At 66.4% G+C, this 24,494-nt stretch carries 11 protein-coding genes; 7 read left to right on the top strand and 4 right to left on the bottom strand.

Translation table 11 applies throughout. From position 1 onward, the window contains the following. Nucleotides 1–4: 4 nt before the first annotated feature. Nucleotides 5–1,204, bottom strand: a complete 1,200-nt coding sequence (locus tag WU80_RS05620; RefSeq protein ID WP_231633749.1) for a hypothetical protein — start codon at nucleotides 1,202–1,204, stop codon at nucleotides 5–7. A gap of 201 nt (nucleotides 1,205–1,405) precedes the next feature. Here WU80_RS05620 and WU80_RS05615 point away from each other — a divergent pair, with 201 nt between their 5' ends. From WU80_RS05615 to WU80_RS05605, 3 genes are all read left to right on the top strand, one after another. Further along, a complete protein-coding gene (locus WU80_RS05615) occupies nucleotides 1,406–2,818 on the top strand; it encodes a serine/threonine-protein kinase (protein WP_055400052.1) in 1,413 nt (470 codons plus the stop codon). 58 nt (nucleotides 2,819–2,876) lie between these two features. Continuing rightward, nucleotides 2,877–4,007 carry a BTAD domain-containing putative transcriptional regulator gene (locus tag WU80_RS05610; RefSeq protein WP_055400049.1) on the top strand — a complete coding sequence of 377 codons (1,131 nt, stop codon included), beginning with the start codon at nucleotides 2,877–2,879 and terminating at the stop codon, nucleotides 4,005–4,007. 253 nt (nucleotides 4,008–4,260) lie between these two features. Then, nucleotides 4,261–5,145, top strand: coding sequence for a cytochrome P450 (locus tag WU80_RS05605; RefSeq protein WP_197281094.1), 885 nt, complete (start codon nucleotides 4,261–4,263; stop codon nucleotides 5,143–5,145). A gap of 23 nt (nucleotides 5,146–5,168) precedes the next feature. Here WU80_RS05605 and WU80_RS05600 read toward each other — a convergent pair whose 3' ends face one another. After that, nucleotides 5,169–8,348, bottom strand: a complete 3,180-nt coding sequence (locus WU80_RS05600; protein WP_055400045.1) for an adenylate/guanylate cyclase domain-containing protein — start codon at nucleotides 8,346–8,348, stop codon at nucleotides 5,169–5,171. Between the two features lie 174 nt (nucleotides 8,349–8,522). On the opposite strand from WU80_RS05600, the gene WU80_RS05595 reads away from it, so the two are divergent. The 4 genes from WU80_RS05595 to WU80_RS05580 are packed head-to-tail and all read left to right on the top strand — an operon-like array spanning nucleotide 8,523 to nucleotide 12,261. Beyond that, on the top strand, nucleotides 8,523–9,755 hold the full coding sequence (locus WU80_RS05595; RefSeq protein WP_055400043.1) for a nucleotide disphospho-sugar-binding domain-containing protein: 1,233 nt from the start codon (nucleotides 8,523–8,525) through the stop codon (nucleotides 9,753–9,755). Then, nucleotides 9,755–10,159 (top strand): YchJ family protein, encoded by a 405-nt coding sequence (locus WU80_RS05590; RefSeq protein WP_055400041.1) that lies wholly within the window; start codon nucleotides 9,755–9,757, stop codon nucleotides 10,157–10,159. The genes WU80_RS05595 and WU80_RS05590 overlap by 1 nt, the downstream gene beginning before the upstream one ends. A 54-nt stretch (nucleotides 10,160–10,213) precedes the next feature. Then, a complete protein-coding gene (locus WU80_RS05585) occupies nucleotides 10,214–11,353 on the top strand; it encodes a zinc-binding dehydrogenase (protein ID WP_055400038.1) in 1,140 nt (379 codons plus the stop codon). Nucleotides 11,354–11,373: 20 nt separating this feature from the next. Then, nucleotides 11,374–12,261: a TPM domain-containing protein gene (locus WU80_RS05580; protein WP_055400037.1), complete on the top strand. Its 888-nt coding sequence runs from the start codon at nucleotides 11,374–11,376 to the stop codon at nucleotides 12,259–12,261. A gap of 11 nt (nucleotides 12,262–12,272) precedes the next feature. Here the strand turns inward: WU80_RS05580 and WU80_RS05575 are convergent, their stop codons facing one another. Together WU80_RS05575 and WU80_RS05570 are read right to left on the bottom strand one after the other, a co-directional pair. Continuing rightward, the gene (locus tag WU80_RS05575) at nucleotides 12,273–12,971 is read right to left on the bottom strand and encodes a Type 1 glutamine amidotransferase-like domain-containing protein (RefSeq protein WP_055400034.1); all 699 of its coding nucleotides are present in this window, start codon (nucleotides 12,969–12,971) and stop codon (nucleotides 12,273–12,275) included. Beyond that, complete coding sequence (locus WU80_RS05570) at nucleotides 12,964–24,492, bottom strand: BTAD domain-containing putative transcriptional regulator (protein ID WP_055400032.1); 11,529 nt, start codon at nucleotides 24,490–24,492, stop codon at nucleotides 12,964–12,966. Before WU80_RS05570 ends, WU80_RS05575 begins: the two co-directional genes overlap by 8 nt. Between the last annotated feature and the right edge of the window lie 2 nt (nucleotides 24,493–24,494).

Genomic DNA, 24,494 nt, shown 5'->3' with positions numbered 1-24,494 from the left:
CCCCTCACCGCTGGCCCGGGTAGGGCACCGCGCTGATGACGCCGCCGCCGTTGACCGTCGGCCCGAGCAGAACGGTTGAGGTCCCGGCCGCGGGGTTGTAGTCGATCAGCGACTGGCCGCTTCCGCATCCAGCCCTCCCTTGCAGGTTGAGGTCGCCCCCGTTGACGCCGACCACGACGACGCTGCGGCCCTTCACGCTCGCCACCGCGACGGGTGCCGTCGTTCCGTCGCCGTTGAGCTTGGCGAGATAGATCACCCCGCACGCGCCCGCTGCCTGCACAAACGTTCCGGCCGGGAGTTGCCAGGCGTTCAGGTCGCCGTAATCGGGACCTTTGCCGTTGGTCGGCGCGGTGAGGGCGGTCGGGGCGCCGCCGTCGATGGGCACCAGCCACAGCCGCGACGCGCAGCGGGTGAGCGCGACCGTCGAGTCCGGGTCCCACCACCGCATCGGCGTGCAGTCCTTATCACCGGCGATTGGCAGGGCCCTGCCGGCCGCCCCGTCGTTGCCCATCAGGGCCACGCCCGAGGCCGTCCCCAGCACTAGTTGGGTGCCGTCCGGCGTGGACAGATAACCCTCGAAGTCCTGCCCGATCGGGTACGTCAGCTGGTGGTTGCCGGCGAGGTCCACTCGTTCGAGTGAGCGGGTCTGCGAGGCCATGGCCCGGTACAGCAGCAGCGCTTTGCCGTCCGGACGCGTATAGCGAACCGAGGGGTGGGTGCCGTCGACAGTGAACGACGTTTTGGTGCCGCTGCGCAGGTCGACCTCGGTGATGACGGTCCCGGCCTTCCCCCCGGTGGAAAACAGGGCGCGGGTGCCGTCGCCCGACCAGTCGATCAGGTCCGGGCTCGGACCGTTACCGGGTGGCGGGAAGGTGGTGATCGGGTAGCGGCCACCCGCCGGGTCGACCAGGTACAGAGTCGTGACGGCCGTCTGCCACGACGGGGCGCCGGGGGGAGGAGACTCGCCGGGGTGCAGCCCGGGGGCGGGGCTCCACATGGCGAGCAACCAGCCCGGGCCGACCTGTGACCATGGGACGGCCGATAGCGGCGCCTCGACGCCGTGCGCCGCCATCGCCTCGGGCTCGGCGTGGGCCGTAGTCGCCAGGCTGATTGTTGCCGAGCCCGCAATCATGGCTACCAGGGCGGACGCCAGCTTGCGGCGGAGCCCGGTGCGCCGACTCCGGGGGTGTGACAGTGTTGCCATCTTCGGTTCCTTCGGTAGGAGAGTTTGTCGTTGCGCTGGGCCTCGATGCCCGGTCACGGAAAGGTTGCGGCGGACGCCTTGCGTGTTTCTTGCGCGAACCTTGCGGGGCCGCCGAACCACTCGCGACGGCTTTGCGGCAAACAGGTGCGTCGCTCGGCCGGCAGGGGAGATACTGCGTCGGTACCCGAGGAATCGAGGGCGATGGCGGTGGACTCGCGCGTCGGCACGACGTTCGGCAAATACGACATCACCCGCCGGATCGGCAAGGGCGGCGGCGGGGTGGTCTACGAGGCCTACGACACCGGCAAGAGGCGGACCGTCGCTCTCAAGGTGCTCGCCGAAGAGCTCTCAGCCAACACCACCTTCCGGACCAGGTTCCAGCGGGAGTCCCAGGCGGCGGCGATGCTGCAAGAACCGCATGTCATTCCCATCCACGACTGGGGGGAGATCGACGGCAACCTCTACATCGACATGCGTTTGGTGCAGGGACAGACGCTTTTCGACCTCATCGCGGAGGGGCCGCTGGCGCCCGCACGGGCGGTGGCCATCGTCAGCCAGGTCGCCGACGCGCTCGACGCCGCACACGCCGAAGGATTGATCCACCGCGACGTCAAGCCGCAGAACATCCTCGTCACGCCCGCGGATTTCGTGTATCTCGTCGACTTCGGAATCGCGCAGACCACGGCCGATCCCCGGCTGACCACGGTCGGCACACAGATCGGCACGTTGAATTACATGGCGCCCGAACGATTTAACGGCAAAGTGGCCACGCCCGCCGTCGACGTCTACTCGCTGGCGTGCGTGTTGTACGAGTCGCTGACCGGGGACGCTCCGTTCGACGGCGACAGCCTCGAGCATCTGGTGGCGGCGCATCTCGCCTTGCCGCCGCCCCGGCCGAGCGCGGTGAATCGGCGCGTTCCCCCGGCGTTCGACGACGTCGTCGCCCGCGGGATGGCCAAGCACCCCGACGACCGGTACGCGACGGCGGGCGGCCTCGCCCGCGCCGCGCAGCGCGCGTTGGGAAGCCCATCGGCCGAGGGTGACCGCACGCGACCGTTCACCGCCGCCACCATGGCCTCCGGCGGCCCGACGGACCAGCTCGCCGCTGCCGAACATCGCGAGCCCCGGTCGGAAAGGCGCCGGCGGCGGTGGGTGCTACCGACCGTGATCGGGGCCGCGGCCGCCCTGATCCTCGCGGGAATCGCAGTCGCCGTCGGTGTTCTCGCCCACCCGCCGACGGGCCAGCAACAGGCCCCGCCCGCGCGCGCCGTCCAGCCCCCATTGATCACCGGGCCCGACATGAGCAGCCTGCATCAGTCCTGCGACCAAGGCTTCTCGTTGCCGACGGCCACCGGCTTCGGCAGCCGTGCCGGACGCGGGACACCCGAAACCTCATGCCTGTTCGCCAACAGCGTGCTGACGTCGTATTGGGCCGAATACGGCGATGCCAGCCCGCTGCCACGCGCCGTTTCCGCGCCGGGGGCTGTCGACTGCAAAACGGTGCCCGGAGCGCTGTGCAACGGATCGAACTTCCTCATGCATTGTCAGCAGCACCCCGGGGAAAGCTGGATCACCTGCGTCGGGGGCAGCAGCGCGCGCGTCTACCTGTGGTGACGGCGCAGACCACACCCCAGAATGGGGTTTAACGCCGGCTGAAGGGATTGCCACCGCGATGGCCCAGAACGCTCTCCAGTTTGGCGTGTTGGGGCCGTTGCAGATGCGCGCCGACGGCACCGACCTTCCGCTCGGACCGGCCAAGCAGCGCGCGGTGCTGGCGGCGCTGCTGATCAACCGGAACCGCACCGTCTCCATCGACTCATTGATCGACGCGGCGTGGCAGGAGCGCCCGCCTCCCGAGGCCCGGGCGAGCCTGCACGCGCACGTGTCCAGGCTCCGCCGACTGGTCAGCGGCGCCGGGGTGGATCCGGCGGACGTTCTGGTCAGTGCCCCACCGGGATATCGGCTCAACGTGCCCGATGCGGACTGCGACCTCGGCCGCTTCGCAACCGCACAGAAGGCGGGGATCCAGGCCGCCGCCGCAGGCCGGTTCGAACAGGCCAGCGGCCACCTATCGGACGCGCTGGCCGAGTGGCGCGGACCGGTTCTCGAAGATCTGCGGGACTTCGAGTTCGTCGGGCCGTTCGCGGCCGCCCTCGCGGAGGACAGGCTGGTGACCCTGACGGCGCGGGCCGAAGCCGAAATCGCTTGCGGGCGAACACACTCCATAATTCCCGAATTGGAGGCGCTGGTGGCCGAGCACCCCTACCGAGAACCGCTGTGGGCGCAATTGATAACCGGCTACTACGTAGCGGACCGCCAATACGATGCACTCGACGCATACGGTCGGCTCAAGAGTGCGCTCGCCGAGGACCTCGGCATCGACCCTGGCCCAACGTTGCGAAGCCTTCACCAAAGGGTTTTGAGCCAAGAGCCGCTGGACGTCAAGCACGCGGCACGCGCGACCGCGAAGCGTGCCGCCAGAACGTTCCAGTGGCGTACCGAGGTCCGGGCGTCCGCCGTTGCCCACCTGCGTGACGCCACCGGACGGCGTCACCCCCTGCGAGGGGCGGCCACCAGGATCGGGCGCCTCGCCGACAACGACATCGTCCTCGACGACGACACCGTGAGCCGCTTCCACGCGGTGCTCGTCGACACCGGCAACAGCTTCGTGATCACCGATCTCCAGTCGGCCAACGGAGTCGAGGTCGCGGAGCAGCGGATCCGTACCAGCGCGACGCTGGCCGACGGTGACCGCATTCGCATCTGCGGCCACGAGTTCACCTTCCAGATCGGTGAGAGCTGATTCCGGCTAAATTAACCTGTATGGGTGGTGCGCCGTGACCGAGTCTGCGGGCGAGGCCGCCTCCGCCGCGGCGGAAGTCATGCGGTCCGACGAGGTTGCCGCCGCGGGTTTCCGGGAGTGGCTGGCCGCCGCGCAGCGGACGGGTCAAAGGGTACTGCGGGAGCCGGACGGCACCTACGTGTTGTGGCGGCGGGACGACGTCCTGGCCGCGGTCCGTGATGGCGAGTTATTCGCCAGCCGCCAAAGCGAACTGATGCCCGGCAATCCGCCGTTCGGGCCGTACCGCAAAATCATGGTCGACCTGCTGTTCAATCCGGGCAATTCGCGGGAAATGCTCAAGCCCGTGCGCGCAATCATCGAAAACGGCATCCGCGACGTCGTGACGCAACTGGACCACTGCGACGGCGCCAATGCCGCTGACTTTGCCTGGCGCGCGGCGTTCTTCGCGATTTCTGGGCTGCCGGCGGACGTCAGTCTCGAAGCGCTCAGCCCGCAGCTGGTGGGCGCCGCCCGCCGTAAGCCGCGCGGTGGCGCCGATGTGATCAGCCGCCTCGCCGGCGAAGCGCTCACCGACGAAGAAGTGCTCGGAATGATCGGGTCGGTGCTGCGCGGTTTGATCTTCGCGTCGTTCGCGATGAAGGCCGGACTGGCGGTGCTGGCGCGGAGGCCCACGCTTCAGCGGGAGCTACGCGAAAACCCCGATAAGCTACGCAGCTTCATCGAGGAGCTGCTGCGGTTGGATGGCGGCGCCAAGACCGTTTCACGAATCACGAGTCGCAGCGTGACGATCGGCGAAACGACCATTCCGGCCGGCACCCCCGTCCATCTGTGCGTCGGACTCGTTCACCGCGACGAGGCCGATGAAATGTCGGGCCACGCCTTCAAATTGGATGGACCGCAACGGAATTGGAGCTTCGGGGGAGGACCGCACCGGTGCCCGGCGTCGCACCTCGTCCGCGACCTGCTGAGCCTGTTTTTCGAAGTGTGGCTTGCCGAGGTCCCGTTCTTCTGGTTCGACTGGGACGCCGGGGACGTCCCCAAGGCGTGGCATCCCAGACCCTACAGTCCTGCTCCGAGCCAAATCTTCGACGGCTGGCACCCGGTTCATGTGCCGCTGCGGTGGCGCGCCGAGCGGTGAATGGGGCACAGGTGAACTGACGCCTACCGCGCGCCAAGCCCCGCCGAGGTGTGACCTTGGAACTCGACCGCCTGCGCCAGGGCCTCGTAGCGACCCGCATGGGTCCGGTACTCCAGTGTGTCGCCACGAGCGCGCGCCAGCAGCGCCTGCGAATGCCGCAGTGGTAGCTCGTAGGCCACGAAGTTCGGCTCCGTCCGAACCGCCGCCAGGTCGCGGATGGCGTCACGCGCGGCCATCAGATCGGCGTCGCTGCCCCGCCGCAGCAATGCTTCGACCAGAACGCTGGTGGCCGCACCCAGGTACACCGGCGGCCCCGTCGCCAGCAGCTCGGCGATCACGCGGCGCGACAATTCAATCGCGCCGTCGATCTCCTTCGCCCGAACTTTTTCTTTCGCGATGTGGAGGTCGATGATCGGCACGGTCCCCAGGATGAATCGCTCACTCAGCGCGGCGGACCGCGCTTCGGCAAGCAGCTCGAAACCGGCAGAACGATCAGCGCCGTCCTCGGAGACGAGGGCGATTCCCCGCGCTAGCTGCGCCGCATGCACGGCGAAGTCTTCACTGCATCGCTGAGCGGTCTGCAACGCCTCCGCGGTGTCGTTCAGCGCCTCGGCGTCTGCCGCCACCGCCCCGATCGAGATGCCCAACATGTATTTGAACATGACAATCGAGACGAAGGTCGTCGGGTCCACGCGGGAGAACGCGATCGCCTGGTCGAAGTCGCCCCTCCAGTTCGGTTGCCCCAGAGCGCATCGTGCCGATGCGCGCATGGCCGTCGCGAACGCCAGAGGTGAGCCGGTAAGAAGATTCCCCTTGACAGGATCACCGTCGGCCAGATCGATCACGCGCTGTGCTAGCTGCACGACTGCCGACATCTCGCACGCCTCATATTTCGCGTATATCGCGGGATAGAGCAGCGCCACCGTCAGCTCAGGGCTTCCAATGGCTTCCAGCAGTTCCACGTATTCGGGTATCAAGCGCAGCGACTCACGATTGCGCGCGTGCGTCGCCTGCTGCATCAACAAACCGGCCATCCCCAACGCCAGGGGCACCTGGGTATCGGCGCTGGCGCACAGGTCGCGCAGCTCCTCCAAGTCGGCATCGGCGACGCTGCCGCCGGCCCGCCATGCGCTTCCGCACAGCAGGGCGCGAGGTGCCACACGCATCACATCCCGGTCGGGTTCGCCGCCGGGCATCTGATCCGCCAGCCGTTGCGCCAGTTGCCAACTCGCGCGTGCGGCGTTGATGTCGCGGTTGGTGAACCACGTTCCGGCCCGCATGTGCCAGCCGAACGCGTCACGCAGATCTCCCGCGGCCTCGAGGTGAGCCGCGATCAACGCCGCGTTTGCATCGAGCGCCACGGCGTTGCGTTGCTCGATAGCCGCGGCCAGGCGCCGGTGAAGCTCGGCGCGTGGCTGTTTGAGCTGAGATTGGTAGGCGACGGCTTGGACGAGCGGGTGGCGGAACGCATACTCGGCGCGCGGTGTGAACATGACTTGATCGATGAGCTCGGAGTGCACCAACTCGGCAAGGGCTACTTGTGATTGACCGTCGGTTTCGTTGAGCACCACGGCGAGAAGTTCGGTGCTGAAACGGGATCCGATGACGGTTGCGGCGTTGAGAACGTGCTTGGCCGGAGCCGTCAGGCGATCGATGCGGGCGCCGATAGTCGCCTGCAGGGTGGGAGGCACACTGACATCGCCGACGTCCTGTTGCCGCTGGTATGCGCCTCGCTCGCCGACGATAACCCCGCGTTCGGCGTATTCGCGCACGATCTCTTGGACATAGAACGGATTTCCGGCCGATTGCTCGACGATGCGTTCTGCGAGCTCGACGAGCGAGGGGTCGCGGCCCATCAATTCGACGGTCATCGTCGATGCCGCCGAGCCATCCAACGGCTTCAGGTCGAACCTGTGGAAACCGGGCGTCTGCGCCAGGGCGCCCTTGTACTCCGGACGGTAGGTGACAACGACCATCGACCGTGTCCTGGGGATCACGGTCATCAAGTCGGCGAGCATCGCCTCACTGGTCTCGTCGATCCAGTGGGCGTCCTCGATGATGTAAAGCGACGGAGTATTGCGTTGAAGAGCAGCGGTTTTGAGGAGCGCGGCCAAGCGTCGCCGCCTGGCGTCCGCTGAGACGTTGGGCGAGGGTACGTTGGGATCGCGAATGCCGGCGAGCTCATCGAGCAGTATCAGGTCCTCGGGGTCGGCCTGGGTGAGTTGAGTTCTCAGCGCCGCTCGGGCGGTTGCGGGGTCGAGTTCGTTCAGCCCGAATCGGTCGCGGGCGAGCCGGGCAACGACGGTGAAGGCGATTGCGCTGGCGTGAGATTCGCAGAACGTCGAGAACACCTTCACCCCATGGGCCTGGGCCATCTTCAGCAGCTCGCGAGAGATCCGGCTCTTGCCGATACCGGCAGGCCCGGAGACGCCGACGACGCAGCCTCGGCCCTCGACCGCGTCGTTGAGGGCCACCCGCAAGGCGGCGATTTCGTCATCTCGACCGACCATGGTCGATTCAATCCGCGCGGTCAGCGTCTTGCCGCGGGCCATCGCCTCCAGACGCCGAGCGGGGACGGGTTCCGCTGCGCCCTTGATGGACACCATCTGTGGATCCCCGAGCACTGCGACATGCTCGACGAGGCGGGAGGTGGCTTCACTGAGCATGACACCACCCGGGGGAGCGGCGGCTTCCATCCGCTGAGCCATCCCCACTTGTGCGCCGATTGCCGTGTAACTGGAAGGGCTGGCACCGATTTGACCGACCACTACGTCGCCGGAGTTCAGTCCGATCCGCAGCGAAAGCGCAATGCCATCGCGATCCTGCACATCACGGGCTAGCGTTGCCACTTCGGTCTGGATCTCCAGAGCCGCGATACACGCGCGGATCGCGTGGTCTTCCAGGGCGATCGGGGCACCGAACAGCGCCATGATGCCGTCACCGGTGAACTTGTCGACCGTGCCGCCGTAGCGTTGGATGACCGCCCCGCAGCTGTTGAAAAGGTCGCCCATCACTTCGCGCAGTCGTTCGGTATCGACAATCGCGGCGAGAGCCATTGACCGCACCACGTCGGCGAAGAGGACGGTCACCTGTTTGTGTTCCGCCTGTGCGGCGACCGCATCGATGGGGGCTCCGCAAGCATCACAAAAGCGGGCGCCGGCGCGAGGCTCGGTGCCGCACCTCCGACATGCTGACCCCGTCATGTGACCATTTCCGCGTCCTCGAGGTGGCTGCCGGTCAAGCGTAACGTCCACCGGGGCGGCAGACACCCGATCAGGAACGCGGGCGAACCGCCGAAGCGCGGTCGCGGATCAACCGTTGTCGATAAACTATCCGCTCATGCCTGACAGGGCCGAACGTCGGAATCCCTGATTCCGATGGCCATCATCCTGGCGTACACGTCGCCTGCGCGCGGAAACCTGTATCCAATCGTCGCGTTGCTCATCGAACTTCAGCGGCGCGGTCACCGCATCATCCTGAAAACGCTCACCGAGGGCGTCCCGACCGGCCGCGAGCAGGGCTTCGAGACGACGGCGATCGATCGGCGGATCGAAGCATTGGCTATGACCGACTGGATGGCGCCGAATGGCCGTACCGCCTTGAGGATGGCGTTCGAGGTTCTCGTCGAGCGCGCCGCCCACGAGGTCGAAGATCTGCGTGCGGCCATCGCCACGGGAAGGCCCGATCTGCTGGTGGTGGACGCGAACTGTTGGGGTGCGGCGGCGGTGGCGGACGCCGGTGCCCTGCCCTGGGTGTCGTTCTGGCCGTACACGCCGTTCCTGCGATCGCGTGGCGCACCGCCGTTCGGGCCGGGTTTGCGTCCCTTGCCCGGGCTGGTCGGCCGGCTGCGTGACGAGGCGGTCCGCCCATTCGTGGCCGCACCATTCGAGCGTGCGTTGCTTGGGCCGCTGAGCGCGGTCCGCGCAACCGCTGGCGCCGCGACCGTCCGCACCGTCGACGAATTAATGAGGCGCGCGCCGCTGTTGCTCGTCGCAACCGGCGAGCCGTTCGAGTACGCGCACCCCGATTGGGGGCATTCCGTCGAGCTCATCGGGCCGTGCGAGTTCGACCCACCGGCCGCTCCTCCCGGGTGGCTAGAAGACATAGACCGTCCGATCGTGTTGGTGACAACCTCATCGGATCGCCAGTCTGACAGCGGATTGCCCGTTGCCGCAATGGAAGCGTTGGCCGCAGAACCGGTACACGTCGTCGCCACGTACCCGTCTGGAGTACCCGATGGCATTGCCGTGGCCGCCAACGCCACGGTGCGGGAGTTTGTGCCGCATGGGCTGGTGCTCAGCCGGGCCGTGGTTGCCGTCACGCACGGCGGCATGGGCAGCACACAGAAGGCGCTTGCGCGCGGCGTCCCCGTGTGCGCCGTGCCCTATGGCCGCGACCAGTTCGAGGTGGCCAGACGGGTCGAGGTATCGCGCAGCGGAACCCGTTTGCCGGCAAAAAGACTCACGCCAGCAAGGCTGAAAAGAAAAGTGCTGGAAGCTATTTCGATGACAACTGGGGCCCAGCGAGTCGCCGAGGGCTTCAAGGCAACGGGTGGGGTCACCCGCGGTGCGGACGTGATCGAGCGACGGCTGCTGGGCAGTCGATCCTGATGTTTGGCCGCCACGTCAGTCCAGAACCGTGTCCCTGCGGCAGTGGCGACGACTATCCCGCGTGTTGCGGACCGCTGCACGACGGCGAGGTCCAGGCCCGAACGGCCGAGGAATTGATGCGTTCGAGGTATTCGGCGTTCGCGCACCGCAACGCCGACTACCTGTTTCGCACCTGGCACCCGCGCACCCGGCCGGCCGACGTGGCCGTCGACCCCAACATCACCTGGACCGGCCTCGACGTGCTTGACGTCGTCGCCGGCGGCCCGAACGACGATTCTGGCGAGGTGGAGTTCGCGGCCCGGTTCGAGTCGGGCGGCCGCATGGGCGCTCTGCACGAGCGCAGCCGCTTCGAGCGCCGCGCCGGCCGCTGGTTTTACCTCGACGCCGCGGCGGAAGATGTGTAGCCGGGTGTGACGTTGAGGACGACAGAAGCCCCTGACAGGAACGAGGAAGAGCCCATGTCCGCAGATCTGCCCGACACCGCCCTGGAACTGCGTTCGTTGGTGACGTCGGAGGGCACGCTCGAACTCTCGCTGCACGAGGTGCCGGTACCGACCCCCGGTGCCAACGAGGTGGTGGTGCGTGTGGAAGCCTCGCCCATCAACCCGTCGGACCTGGGTCTGCTGATTGCCGGCGCGGACATGACCAAGGCGACGGTCGCGGGCACACCGGAGCGCCCCGTCGTCACCGCGCCTGTCGGGGAGACCAGCCTCAAGGGCCTGTCGGCTCGACTCGACCAATCGCTTCCCGTCGGCAACGAGGGCGCGGGCACGGTGGTGGCCGCGGGGTCGTCCGAAGCCGCCCAGGCGTTGGTTGGAAAGACGGTGGCAATCGCGGGCGGCGCAATGTACTCGCAATACCGAGCGGTCGACGCATCCGCCTGTCTAGTGCTGCCCGATGGTGCTACGGCCCGGGACGGGGCGTCGTCCTTCGTCAACCCGATGACGGCGCTGGGCATGACCGAAACCATGCGTCGCGAAGGGCATTCCGCTCTCGTGCACACCGCCGCAGCCTCGAACCTCGGCCAGATGCTGGTCAAGCTGTGCCAGCAGGACGGGATACCGCTGGTTCACATCGTCCGCAAGCCCGAACAAGAAGAGCTGCTGAAGTCTCTCGGCGCGACCCATGTGCTCAACTCGACGTCGCCGTCGTTCGCGACCGATCTCGTCGAGGCGCTCAAGGCGACATCGGCCACGCTCGCGTTCGACGCCACGGGTGGCGGAACGCTGGCGAGCCAGATCCTCAATGGCATGGAGGAGGCGGCCAATTCGACCGCGGCCCAGTACTCGCGCTACGGGTCGAGCGTTCACAAGCAGGTGTACATCTACGGCGCCCTCGACACCGGCCCCACCGTGCTCAACAGAAACTTCGGAATGGCTTGGGGTGTGGGCGGGTGGCTGCTCACCCCGTTTCTGCAGAGCGCGGGCGCCGAGACGATCCGCCGGCTGCGTGCCCGGGTCGCCGCGGAGCTCACCACGACGTTCGCGAGTAGCTATACCCGCGAGGTATCGCTCGCGGGCATGCTCAAACCCGAGGCGTTCAACGCATACCTCAAGCGAGCCACCGGAGAAAAGTTCCTCGTCACTCCGCATGCGTGAATCACGGCTAAATTACCGGTATGCGCGTCGTTCGCCTGGTCGGTGTGATTCTGACGATCCTCGCGGTGGGGCTGCCGGTGGCGAACCCCGCCGCCGCGCAACCCCCGTCCAAGCTCGCGGATCACATCACCGACAAGACCGGGGCGCTGACCGACTCAGACCGGGCCGCGGTCAGCTCGGCGCTCGACCGGCTCTACCACGATCAGCGCATTTGGCTGTGGGTCGTCTACGTCGATAACTTCAACCGATATAAGCCCGATAACTGGGCCGAACGCACCCGTAGCGAAAGCCGGCTGGGCGACCACGATGCGCTGCTCGCCGTGGCCACCAACACCAAGCTGTACAAGTTCACCGTGCCGCCGCGCAGTCTCACCGCAACCGAATTAAGCGACCTGCAGCGCAGCAAAATTGACCCCGCGGTGGCCACGAAAAATTGGGCGGGCGCCGCCGTCGCCGCGGCCGACGGGCTGGACAAATCGGCGAACTTGCCTGAGCCGGCAAGCTCATCGAAGCGGCCGTGGCTGCCGATCGTCATCGTCGGTGTCGCCGTGGTCGTCGTCGCGGCACTTTTCCTGTTGTATGTGGCGCGCCGGCAGCGCCGACGCGCCGCCGTCAGCGCTGGGCAGGGGAGTATTGAGGGGCAGTCGTTGGCGCAGGCCTTGGCCACCGCGGATAACAGAATGCGCCAGATCTCCGACTACGTCACCAGCCATCGCCAGAGCATCGGCGCCAAGGCGCAGGCCCGATTAGAGGAAGCCAAAGGGCATTTGGCGGCGGCGCATGCCCATGAGGCAAGCAACGCCGCCGACGCGATTGCGTACGCCAACAGGGCTTCGACGCTGGCCGCTGAGGCCCAGTCGTTGGCCAACGCCGACGTGCTGGCGGCGCACCGCCCGAGACGGCGATGATCGGTGACCGCCTAGGCGGCGGGCACGGTTGAGGCCACGACGCTAGCGCCGTCGAAGACGAATTTGCGCGCGGGACGGCGCAGTGGCTCGATGGTGCCGTCCGCGTGGGCGATGACGCCGCCGCCGGACGGGATGCCGAGCCCGGCGGCCGCCCCGTTCAGGTCTTCAATGGTCCGCGACAGCCGCCCCCACCCGGCCCGCTCGTCGTGCACGTCGATGGCCATGGGGACGAGGTCGAACCCATCGAGCCGCTCGGGCACGGCGGATTCCGGCGGATCGGCAATTGCGTAGCGTCCGAGCTGGACCGCCCCGGCCGAAATGCCCACCAGGACTGCTTCGTTCGCGTGTCGGTCCAGAATCACCTCCTTCATCCCCGTCCTCTCGAAGGTGTTCCAGCCAAGACGGACGTCGCCGCCCGCGAGGACGATCAAGGCGGCGTTCTCGAGGTAGGCGCGGTCTTGTGGGCTGAATGACGAGGCGATCATGCGCCGGTCGGTGATGCCGACGGCATCCATCGCCGCCTCGAAAATTTCGTAGTACTCTGGACGATCCCCGTTGGAGGCACCGATGTAGGCCGCGGTAACCGTTGTGCCGCAGGATAGTCCATTAAGGGCGGTATCGAGGATCAGCCGGTCCCGCCGTTTCCAGAAGAGCAGCTGACTGTCCGCCAAGAGGTAGAGCGGTTGTTGTTGCGGGACTGTGTCAGTCACCGACGGGCCTGGCCGCGGTGATCTCGTCGAACCGCGCCAGCGCAGTGTCGAGGTCGTCTTGGTCGAAGATTTCGCAGCGATTAATCCGATCACCCTCGATGGTCTGGACCTCAATCCCTCGCCACTCGGCGTCGAAGCCGTCGTGTGAAACACCCTGGGCCACATGGGAGCAAACCATGCCCGCATCAGTCAAGCGATGCACGGCCACTATCCGGAAGGTCAGGTCTGAGGTCAACTGCCACAGCGAACGCAGGGATGCGTTTAGGCCACCTTCCTCGAACATTCCGGGTCGTCGGTGATCGACGTTCACCCAATCCGGTGTCGTCGGAAACAGCTCGCGCCGGTTCATCGAAGCATAGGAACCCGCGATGATCTCCCACGTCCGCCCGTGGGCGGCCGCCTCACCGGCGAGGTACCGCGCATCGAGTTCTTCGAAGGCGGTGTCCATGTCGTCGGGGTCGAACAGGACGCGTGTCGCAATCCGATTTGCGGCGTCGAGTTCGACGACACAGAGCAGCTCGACGTTGAAGTCTTCGGGCCCTTCGTCCAGAGAGAATCGCGTACGTCTGAGGAGAAGTCGTTCGCCGCGGGTCGCAATGATGGTCGATGTGACGTGGGTGACCCCGATCTCGGAAAGGCTTCGCATGTTGGCGACATCGGAATCTCGACCTCGCCGAATGCCGGCGTTCACGGTCCGCCGGCGGTCGTCATTGGCCACGTCATCAGCCAGGATGGTCCCCAGGGCGGTCCAGTCACCTGCCGCGATGTACCCCCAGAACTGTTGATCGGCAAGGGTTGCCGCGTTTTCCAGCCGCCGAGCATCGGGTTGCAGCTCCTCGAAGCGCGCGAGCGCGGCGTCGAGGTCTTCTTCGTCGAACATCTCGCAGCGGTTCATCAGGCCGTCGTTGAACGTGTACAAAATGGTTTCGCGCCATTCCGCGTCGAAACCCTCGTGAGAGGTGCCGTATCCGCTGTGCGTAATGACCGATCCAGCGTTCGTCAACCGATGCACCGTCTCGATATACATTTTGAGGTCTGGCGCGATCTCCCAGGTGGCCTGGACGTACTTGACGATGTTGCCTGGTTCGAACGTGATCCCGCGTCGGTGGTCGATGTTGACGAAGTCCGGTGAGATAGTGGGTATCTCGTGCCGGTTGAGGGTGGCATAGGCCTCGACCATCAGCGACCAAGTGTGCGCGTGGTCGGCCGCTTCGCCGGCGAGGTAACGACTTTCGAGTTCGACAAAGGCGGCGTCGATTTCGTCGGGATCAAAGAAGACGTGTGCTGAAATTCGACGTTCCGTGTTGATCTCGACGACTCCCAGCATGTCGATGAAGAATTCTCCGCGCTGTGAGTCGGGGCTGAAGGATCGGATGAGAACGAGGGCGAGACGCTCCCCGCGAGTCGCGATGACTCTCAGTTCCACTTGGGCAAGACCTTCAGCCAGGGCTTGCATGTTCGCCAAAACGGCGTCACGACCATTCCAGAAACCGACATTCACGACGCGACGGCGATCATCGACGTAACTGTCGTCAGCCAGGACTTGCGCCGCGGCCACCCAGTCGCGAGCCGCCGAGTGTGCGAAGAGCCGGTCTTCTGCTCGACTTGCCGCATTTTCCAGGGTCGGCATCCGCCGGCTGAGCTCGTCGAAGCGGGCGAGCGCGGCTTCGAGCTCCGTCTCGTCAAAGACTTCGTATCGGCTGAGCCGGTCACCTTCGAAGGTGAAAATGGTGATCGTCTGCCACTCGGCATCGAAGCCGTCTTGTGAGGTCGCTGTGACCACTTGGGTTGCGACGGCCCCCAATTCGGTCACTCGATGCACAGTCTCTACGTAGGCGTGCACCTGCGGGAGAAGGTCCCACCCGGCGCGAACGGATGCGGCAAGGTCGGCTCCTGCGATTGTCACGCCGCGACGGTGGTCGACGTAGACCACGTCCGGCGTCATTGCGGGAGGCTCGTGCCGATTGAATTGAGCGTGGCCTTGCGTGACCAGCGACCACACGCGCGCATGGGTAGCCGCTTCGCCGGCGATGTACCGGGCTTCGAGTTCCGCGAAAGCGGCGTCGAAGTCGTCGGCGTCGAATATGGAGTGAACGATCATCCGGTTGTCCCCGTCGATCTCCACGACGCCGATCATGTCCGCACTGATCTCACCCGGCTCGAGCCCGTGGGCGGAGGACCGAATGCGGAAGAGGGCAAGCCGTTGCCCACGAATCGCGAGGAGGGTCGAGTCAACACCCTCGAAACCGACCTCGGCGACGGCCCGCACGTTTGCGAGGTTCAGATCTCGCCCGCGCAGTTCACCGGAGTTGACAACCCGGCGGTTGTCATGCGACACGACGTTCTCGGCGAGTATCTCGGCCATCGCTGCCCAATCTCGCGTCTTAAGGGAGCTCCAAAACCGTTCACTCACTTGGGTTGCCGCATTGACCAGGCGCCGCGCCCGCGGTTGCAGTTCTTCGAACCGGGCGAGTGCGGCGTCGAGGTCGGTTTCATCGAAGATCTCGGAGCGGCTGATCAAATCACCCTCGACAATTGAGATGCCGATCTCTCGCCACTCGGCCTGGAAGCCGTCGCTCGACGTCCCTTCTATCATCCGAGTGACTACCGCACCGATGTCAGTCAACCGATGCACGATTTCGATGTAGGCGTTGAGCCCCGGAGCGAGCAGGTCCCATGAGGCTTCGAGGTACGCCTCCAAATTGCCCGGTGGGAACGCTATTCCCCGCCGGTGGTCGATGTTGGTCCAGTCCGGCGTCGTCGACGGTAGCTCGCCACGATTGACCGCGGCATAGGCCTCTGCGATGACCGACCAAGCGCGGGAAGACCCCGCTGCCTCTCCGACGATGTACCGCGCCTCGAGCTCGGCAAAGGCCGCCTCGACGTCGTGGGCGTCGAACAGGACCTGAGCCTTCATTCGGTCGTCAGCATCGATCTCTGCGATGCCGAGCATTGCGTTCTCGAACTCTCCATGCGTCAGGCCGAGGTTGGAGGAACTGATACGGGTCAGGGCCAGGCGCTCACCGCGGATCGCGATCACGGACCATGCGATGTTGGCCCCACCTACGCCGATCGCACGGATATTTGCGATCACGACATCGCGACCATCCCAACGCCCGCCATTAACCACGCGACGGCGATCGTCGATGCAGCCGTCGTCGGCCATGGTCTGGGCTATCGCTGTCCAATCGCGGGCCTGGACATTTGCGAAGAAGCGGTCAGCAACTCGTGTCGCCTTATTCTCCCGCCGCACCGTCGGACGGTGAAGTTGTTCGAATCTCTCGATCGCGGCGTCCAAGTCTGTCTCGTCGAAGAGTTCGCAGCGGGTGAGTCGGCCGCCCTCGACGACGAGAAGGAGCACTATGCGCCACTGGACGTCAAGGCCGTCACGCGAGAGCCCGCGCGAATCATTCGTGATGACAGCCCCAAAGTCGTTGAGCCGATGCACCGATTCGATGTAGGCGGTCGCCTCCGGGGTGAGGTCGAAGAAGTCGCGGAGGACTTGGGATACGTCGCTGGAGGCGAATGGTGTGGCTCGCCGGTGGTCGATGTTGACCCAGTCCACGGCTAGTTCGCGGCGGTTGAACATGCTGTAAACGTCTGTGATCACCGACCACGCGCTGGCATCGGCGGCCGCCTCACCGGCGAGATAGCGAGTGTCGAGCTCCTCGAAGGCGGCCTTGACGTCGTCGAAGAAGACGGCCGCGACGATCCGGTCATCGGCATTGATCTCAAGGACCCCGAGCGCCTCCGTGAGGAACGCATCCGGCCCTTGCTTCTGGTCCGCAAAGCGCAGATGCATGAGCGCAAGGCGCTCTCCCCGGATCGCCATGACAGTCGGCGTCACGTTTCGAGTCCACAGGTCGGCGACCGTCTGCATGTCTGCGATTTGGGCATCGCGACCCTGTTGGATTCCCGAGCCCACCACCCGACGGCGATCGTCGTTGGTGAAGTCTTCGGCCAGCATCTCGGCCATGGCGTCCCAATCGGCCGCCGCGAAGCGGGCCAGGTACCGCATACCGACTCGGCTAGCCGCGTTCTCCAACCGGGGCGTGGGCTGGTTCAGCTGATCGAACCTCGCGATCGCGGCAGCCAGGCTTGCCTCGTCGAATACTTCGGTGCGGTTGATCAGGTCGCCCTCGACCGTGATCACGCTGATCACCCGCCATTCGGCGTGGAATCCTTCTCGCGAGGTCTCATGTGCGACGTGCGTGATGACGACACCGCGATCGTTCAGACGGTGCACCCATTCGATGAAGCACCTCAGATCAGACTCCGAACTCCATGCGGCGCCCATCAGCGCAGCCATTTCACCGGGTGCAATCGACGTACCGCGCCGGTGGTCGATGTTCACCCAATCCGATGTCGTCGCAGGCATTTCGCGCCGATTGATCGACGCAAAGCTGCGCGTGATGGCCGACCAGGTCTGCGCGTGTGCCGCCGCTTCGCCGGCGAGATACCGCGCGTCGAGTTCGGCGATTGCGGCGTCAAAGTCGTCGGGGTCGAAGAAGACCCCCGCCGCTATCTGATCGTCCGCATTGACCTCGATGAGGTACAGCAGTTCGCTGCCAAACTCTCCGTGACGCAGGTCCTGGTTCGCGGAACGAATATGACGAAGGGTGAGCCGCTTCCCGCGGGTCGCGATGTCGACTGACGTGATGTATGCACCGATTTGGGCGAGGGCGCGCATGTTTTCGATATGGACTTCTCGGCCGTGCAAGACCCCCGCGTTCACGATTCGCCGGCGATCTTCCGTGCGCACGTCGCTGGTGAGCAACTCTGCCATGGCAGTCCAGTTGCGGGCTGCGAAGCAGACCCAGAATTGCTGGTCCGCTTGGCTGGCCGCATTTGCGAGCCGTGCCGCCTTAGAGTGCAATTGTTCGAACCGCGCGATCGCGGCATCGACGTCGGTTTCGTCGAAAAGCTCTGTGCGGCTGATCCGGTCGCCGTCAAACATTACAACGTCAACGACCTGCCACTCCGCGTCGAAACCCTCCGGCGAGGTCCCAATGGCCACGTGTGTAACCACCGCACCAAGGTTGCTCAACCGGTGCACGGCCGCCATGTAGATTTGGGACTGTGGCGAGAGTTCCCAGCTAGCAACCAAATATGCGCCCAGATCACCCGAACCGATTGAGGCGAGTCGTCGGTGGTCGATGCTCGTCCAGTCTGGCGTCACGGGCGGGATTTCCCGCCGGTTCAGCACCGCGAAGGCCTCGGTGAGCAGGGACCAGGTGTGTGCGTGGGCGGCCGCGTCGCCGGCGAGATAGCGCGCGTCGAGCTCCGCAATCGCGGCGTCAAAGTCGTCAAGGTCAAACACGATTCGCGCCGACACCTTTCCGGCGGCGTCGAGCTCGAAGACGTCGAAGACATCGGTGTGGAATGCCTCCGGACCCGTGTCGCGACCCCAGGTTTGGCTACGGCACAGTGCCAGACGGTCACCTCGGACGGCGATGACATCAGACGTCATGGTCTTGACACCGATCCGGACCGTTGCCGACATCTCTTCAAGAATGGCCGCACGGCCCTCTCGTATACCGGAATTCACCGTTCGGCGACGGTCGTCAAGGCGGATTTCGTCGGCCATAACGGCGGACATCGTGTCCCAATCACGGGCCGCAAAGACGGATTCCAGGCGCTTGTGCATTTGGCTTGCCGCATTCTCGAGCTCCAATGCCGGTTGGCTCAGCTGGTCGAAGCGCGCGGTCGCGAGGCCAAGGTCTTCCTCGTCGAATAACTCGCAGCGGTTGAGCAGCTCACCTTCGACAGTCAGCAGGGCGAGTTCCCGCCACTCGGCTTCGAAGCCCTCTTGGGACGTTCCCCGCGTTACATGGGTGACAAGCGCTCCGCCGTCGGTCAGCCGATGAACAGTCTCAATGTGTGTCGTGCCATCTTGTGCGAGATTCCAAGCGGCGCGAACATATGCGATCAGCTCACCCGCCGCGAACGCCGTTCCTCTGCGATGGTCGATGCTCCCGAAGTCCGCTGTGGTGGCTGGCATCTCGTACCTGTTGAGCGTGGCGTATGCCCGCGTTATCACCGACCACGTGTGCGCGTGGGTGGCGGCTTCGCCTGCGAGGTAGCGCGCGTCGAGCTCTGCGATGGCGGCGTCGAAGTCCTCGAGGTCCAACACAATGACCGCCGCGATCCGCCCTTCAGCGTCGACCTCGATGATATTGAAGGCGTCGTTTTGGATCGTCTCGGGGTCGCTGCCCGACGCGCGCATACGCAAGAGCGCGAGGAACGCGCCCCGGGTCGCTGGAACCTGGACGATCGTCAGCGAGAAGCCGACGTCGACCAACGCCCGCACGTCTTCGATCCCCGCACGGCGCCCATGTCGCAAACCGGCGTTCACCACGCGCCTGCGGTCGTTGTAGAACAAATCGTCGGCCACTATTGCGGTGATAGCGTCCCAGTCGTGGGCCGCCAACAAACGCATCAGGCGCTCGTAGGTTTGGCTGGCGGCGTTTTCCAGCCGTGGTGCAGACCGACTGAGCTTGTCGAACTTTTCGATCGCGGCGTCGAGGTCCGTCTCTTCGAAAACCTCTACTCGACTGATCATTTCGTCGTCGACCAGCATCAGGTCGACCCCGCGCCATTCCGCCGTGAAGCCGTCGCGTGACGTTCCATGTCCCGCCCACGTGAAAACGGCGCCGCGGTCGTTGAGGCGATGCTCTGTTTCGACATAGATGTCGAGCTGTTGGTCGAGATCCCAGCCTGCACGGATGTATTCCAGACCCTCACCGGGCGCAAACGTCGCCACCCGACGGTGGTCGATAGTCACCGCATCCGGTGTTGCGGCCGGCAGTTCGCGTCGATTGTGGGCCGTGAGAGCCCCGGTTACTACCGACCACGTGCGGGCGTACGCGGCGCCTTCACCGGCAACAAAGCGCGCGTCGAGCTCGTTGACCGCGGACTCGATGTCTTCGAGGTCGAACGTGACGACGTTTGCGATCCGGTTGTCGGCGTCGATCTCGACCACGTTGAGGGCGTCGTTTTCAACAGCCCCGGGGTCGCGACCGGAGGCGCGAGTGCGGGCAAGCACCAGACGCTTCCCGCGGATCGCGACGGCTCCCACCATCGAGATCGCGAAGCCGACGTCGGCGGCCGCCTGTAAGTCTCTGACCACCTCGTCGCGACTGTATTGTGTCTCGGCACTGACGACCCGCCGGTGATCTATGCCGACATAGTCATCGGCCACGAGTTCAGCCATGGCGCGCCAGTCGCGCGCCGCGAAGTGCTTCCACTCCTCCTCGAATACGCGCGTGGCCGTGTTTTCCAATCGCCGCGGAATCGGGTGGTCCGCCTGGAATTGGCCTTCGAGCTCGGCCATTGCGGCGTCGATGTCCTCGATATCGAACCACACCTGTAGGGATAGGCGGCTTTCGTCGTCGATGCCGTAGAGGCTGAGAAATTCGTCATAGGGCGCCCCGACGCTGACATCGCCGCTGTCCACCCTTACCCGGGAGAGGGCCAGGCGCTCACCCCGCAGGGCGATCACCACTTGGCTGATCCGCATGTCGCCCGCCTCGAGAATGGGCCGGTTCGCTTCTAGCCAGTCCGATGACAGATCGGATTGCGTGAATCCGACTACCTTTCGGCGGCTCTCGATAAATGGGCGGGCGGAAAACAGCTCCTCGAGTTCGTCCCGCGCCTGGCGATCGATGGCAGACAGGACGCGCTCACCCACTCGCACGCAAGCGTTTTCGAGTTTGACGACGGGCGGTTCGGGGGGCACCGGGGCGGGGGGCGGCTCGGATCCCAGAACGAGCCGCGCCCTCTCCGCCAGCGCGCCGGCTCCTTTCCGTTCGTACAACTCGACGGCCCGCTCGGCGGCGGCTCGCGCACCCGCAACGTCGCCGACTGCGCCCAAAACCGTTGCCAGCGAAAGGCACGCGTCACCGTGATCCACCAACGCGTCGGTGCGCTCGGCCAGTGCGACGGCATCCTCGGCGACCCGGCGCGCCTGGTCGTGATCACCGCCGCGTGACAGCAGCCGCGCCCGAAGCGTGCGCCAGGCGATCGACGCCTTCAGCGCGTGGCCGGCAAGACGTTCGCTCTCGGCGCACAATTCCTCCGCTTCGGCATCTTTGCCGAGCGCGAGGCACGTGCGGCCCAGCAGCGCCGCGGTTTCGGCGGTGTCGGCGTCGAGCCCCATGCGGCGAAAGCCGTTGTAGGCCTTGCGCAGATGCGGCTCGGCCGCCGGCGGCTCGTCTACGACCAACTCCACAATGCCGGCGAACTGCTCGACCTCCATCAGGGCATGGCGCAGCCCCAACTCGCTTACGGTGCGACGGGCCGAGTCGATCATGCGTCGCGCGGCCGCGGCCCGTCCCCGGAAAGCCTCCAGCACCGCCTGGCAGCGCGTCGACGTCGCCTCGACCGCCGGCGAGTCGGTGGTGATCCGGAGCAGCCGCACCACGTCCAGACACCTACCGCCCGCCCGCGGTACGGGGTTCGGGCCCCACAACGCGGCCAGGGGTGCGTTCGCCAGCACCGCGTTCACCCGCCGGTGTTCACGCGCGCGCCGCGCGGCCGTGAGGGCCTCGTCGAGGGCGATCTCGCAGTCGCCGATTCGGCCAAGCCGGGCGAGGCATCCGGCACGAACGGTGTGCGCCTTGGCTTCTCCGGCCGCGTCGCCCAGTTCCGCCAGTTTGTCGGCGGCGGCGCCAACCGCCGCCTCGACCTCGTCGAGTCGTTCCGGATGGATCAGCATCGAGAGTTGACCGTCGAAACATGTCGCCCAGGCCGCAAGGTGGGGGGAACCGACTGTGTCCGTTTGCAATTGGGTGACGGCGTTGGCCGCCGAAGTCACGTCGCCGGCGGCCAGCAGGGCCTCGCAGCGCGTGATCAGCAGCGCGGCGACTTGATCGTCACGGTCGGGCAGCTCCTCGTCGATCTCTTCCAGTGCGTGCAGCGCCCGGTCGTAAAGGTCGGCGGCGCCTTCGTAGGCGAGGCGCGCCATCGCCTGGTCCGCTGCGCGCCGGCAGTATTCGACCGCCTTTGCCGCGTTGCCCGCCCACGCGCATTCGAAGTAGTGGTAGGCCAATTCGGCGAGCAGCTCGTCGTCGGCGCCGGGCTCGTCCTCCAATGTGGTGGCGATGCGCTGGTGCAACCGCATGCGCCGCACCGACGGCAATTCGGCGAGCAGTGACTGGCGGACGATCGCGTGGTTGAACCGGTACCGACCCCCGGCCTCTTCGATGACGATGCCCGCCTTGCACGCCTCGTCGAAAGCGTCGACCAGGTCGTCTCCCACCACGCGTTCCACCAGTTCCAGTGCGAACCGGCTCCCGACCACGGCGGCGGCGGCCAGGGCCTTGTTCGCCTCGGCCGGCAGCCGCGACAGGCGCCGACTCACCGCCTCGCGCACCCCCTGCGGCAGCGTGCTCTGGTCCCATCGGCCGCCGCTCTCATCGACGTGGCGCAACGCCTCGATGAGGAAGAACGGATTGCCGCCCGTGACGGAAGCCAACGCCCGAGCCAATTCTTCGTCGTTGTAACCCGCCTCCGCGACATAAGCCGTCACGTCCTCCTCGTCGAGCCCGCTGAGCGCTAAGCGGTTCGCCGTGCCGTCGCGATGGAGGTCGGCGAGCATCGCCGCCAGGGGATGGGAGCGGTCGAGGTCCGTGCTGCGGTAGGTGCCGATGATCTGCACGCGCGCGTGTTCGCCGAAACGCAGCAGATGCCGCAGTAACAACAGCGTCGGTTTGGCCGCCCAATGCAGGTCGTCGAGGATCAGCACGACCGGCGCGCTCGCCGAGGCCATCGCCAACAGCCCGACCACGGCGTCGAAGAGCGCATAGCGTTCGGTGTCCGGGTCGGCGCGAGTCGGCGCGGACACGTCGGGAAGGACGTCGATCAGCCCGGGAACCAGTGTCAGCAAGGCTTCCACACCCCGCAGCCCGCGAAGCGCGCCCGCGCCTAAGCATGGCACCAACGACCGCAGGGCCTCCGCGAACGGCTGGTACGGCGCACCGAGGTCCTCGTCGCACCGGCCGTAAATGACCAGGGCGCCTTGGTCGTAAGCCTGTCGGGACCATTCGCCGGCCAGCCGCGTCTTGCCGACCCCCGGTTCGCCGGCGATCAGCATGGCGTTGGTGCCGCCGGCGAGTGCGGTGTGCCATGCGGTCGACAATCGCTCGAGCTCGTCGCCGCGCCCGACGAACGGCCCGCGGCCGCCGAGCACCGCGGGCAGGCTGGGTCGTTCCAGAGGCGCTTCGGTCGGGGCGTCCTCGCCAGGCTCCTCGGCGGCGTGCAGCCGGAGCTCGAAAACGTGTTCCGGACGCGCGAGGTTGCGCAGCTGGCGGGTTCCCAGGTCGGCGAGCACCACGTCATCGGGCAGGGAGTCGATGACGAGCTCCGCGGTCGCACCGGAGCACAGGATCTGGCCGCCGGCGGCCAGCGACCTCAGGCGGGCGGCGCGATTGACCGCGCGGCCGAAGTAGTCGCCGTCGCGAAGCTCGACCTCCCCGGTGTGCAGGGCCACCCGAATTCGCATGGGCTCCCGTAGCGCCCACGGCTCGTGGACGATCGCATCCTGGAGCTCGATCGCCGCGGCCGCGGCCGCCGACGGCCGCTCGAAAACCGAGAACGTGGCGTCGCCCTCGCCGCGGGTCTTGATCAGCCGCCCTCCTCGGGAGGTGACGACCTGCTCGACGAGCTCGTCGTGTCGGGCCAGCGCCACCGCCATGGCCTGGGCGTCGGCCTCCCACGCGACCGTAGACCCTTCGATGTCGGTCAGCAGGAACGTCACAGCCCGCGTTACCGACGAGAACTGTTGTGCCGCAGGCGTTTCCAGCGCAGAGTCCTGTGCGACGATCGCGGCCTCCAGCCGGCGAAGCTCCGGGCCGGGGTCCACCCCCAGTTCGTCGGCGAGCAGCGCTCGCGCACGCTGGTAGGCGCCCAGCGCTTCGCCTTGCCGGCCGGCGCGGTAGAGCGCGAGCATCAGCTGGCCCCAGCGCCGCTCGCGTAGCGGCGCGTCGGCCACCGCCGCTTCGAGCTCGCCGATGATCTCCGCGGCCCGGCCCGTCGCCAGCAGCGCATCGGCCCGATCCTCCACCAGGGCGGCGTGGCCCTCGATCCACCGCGTCTTCTCCGAGGTTCCTCGCCGGCCGTCGGGCAGCTCGGGCGTTCCCCGCCACAGGGCGAGCGCCTCCTCGAAGCGGGCCACCGCGTGGCTGTGATCACCGGCCGCGGCGGCGTCGCGTCCCAGCCGGGCCGCCGACTTGTAACGCGCGGCGTCCACCTGCGTCTCGGCCAGGGTCCAACCCGCGCCCGCCGTCAGCACGAAGCCGTCGCCCAGGGTGCGCCGCAGCGAGGAGATGTGGGTTTGCAGGGCCTTGGCCGCAGTGCGTGGCGGATCCTCGCCCCAGAGCAGTTCGACTAGCGTCTCGGCCGCGACGACCGAACCACCGTGCAGCCCGAGCATCGCGAGAATCGCGCGAGGCTTGGCGCCCGGGATGGCGACGGGCGCCCCGCCTTGCCGGACCTGGAGAGGCCCCAAAACCCCCAGTTCCACCG

Source organism: Mycobacterium sp. UM_11 (assembly GCF_001414075.1).
Classification (GTDB): domain Bacteria; phylum Actinomycetota; class Actinomycetes; order Mycobacteriales; family Mycobacteriaceae; genus Mycobacterium.
Note: the sequence above shows the minus strand (reverse complement) of the source record. Positions and strands in the feature narration are given on the sequence as shown.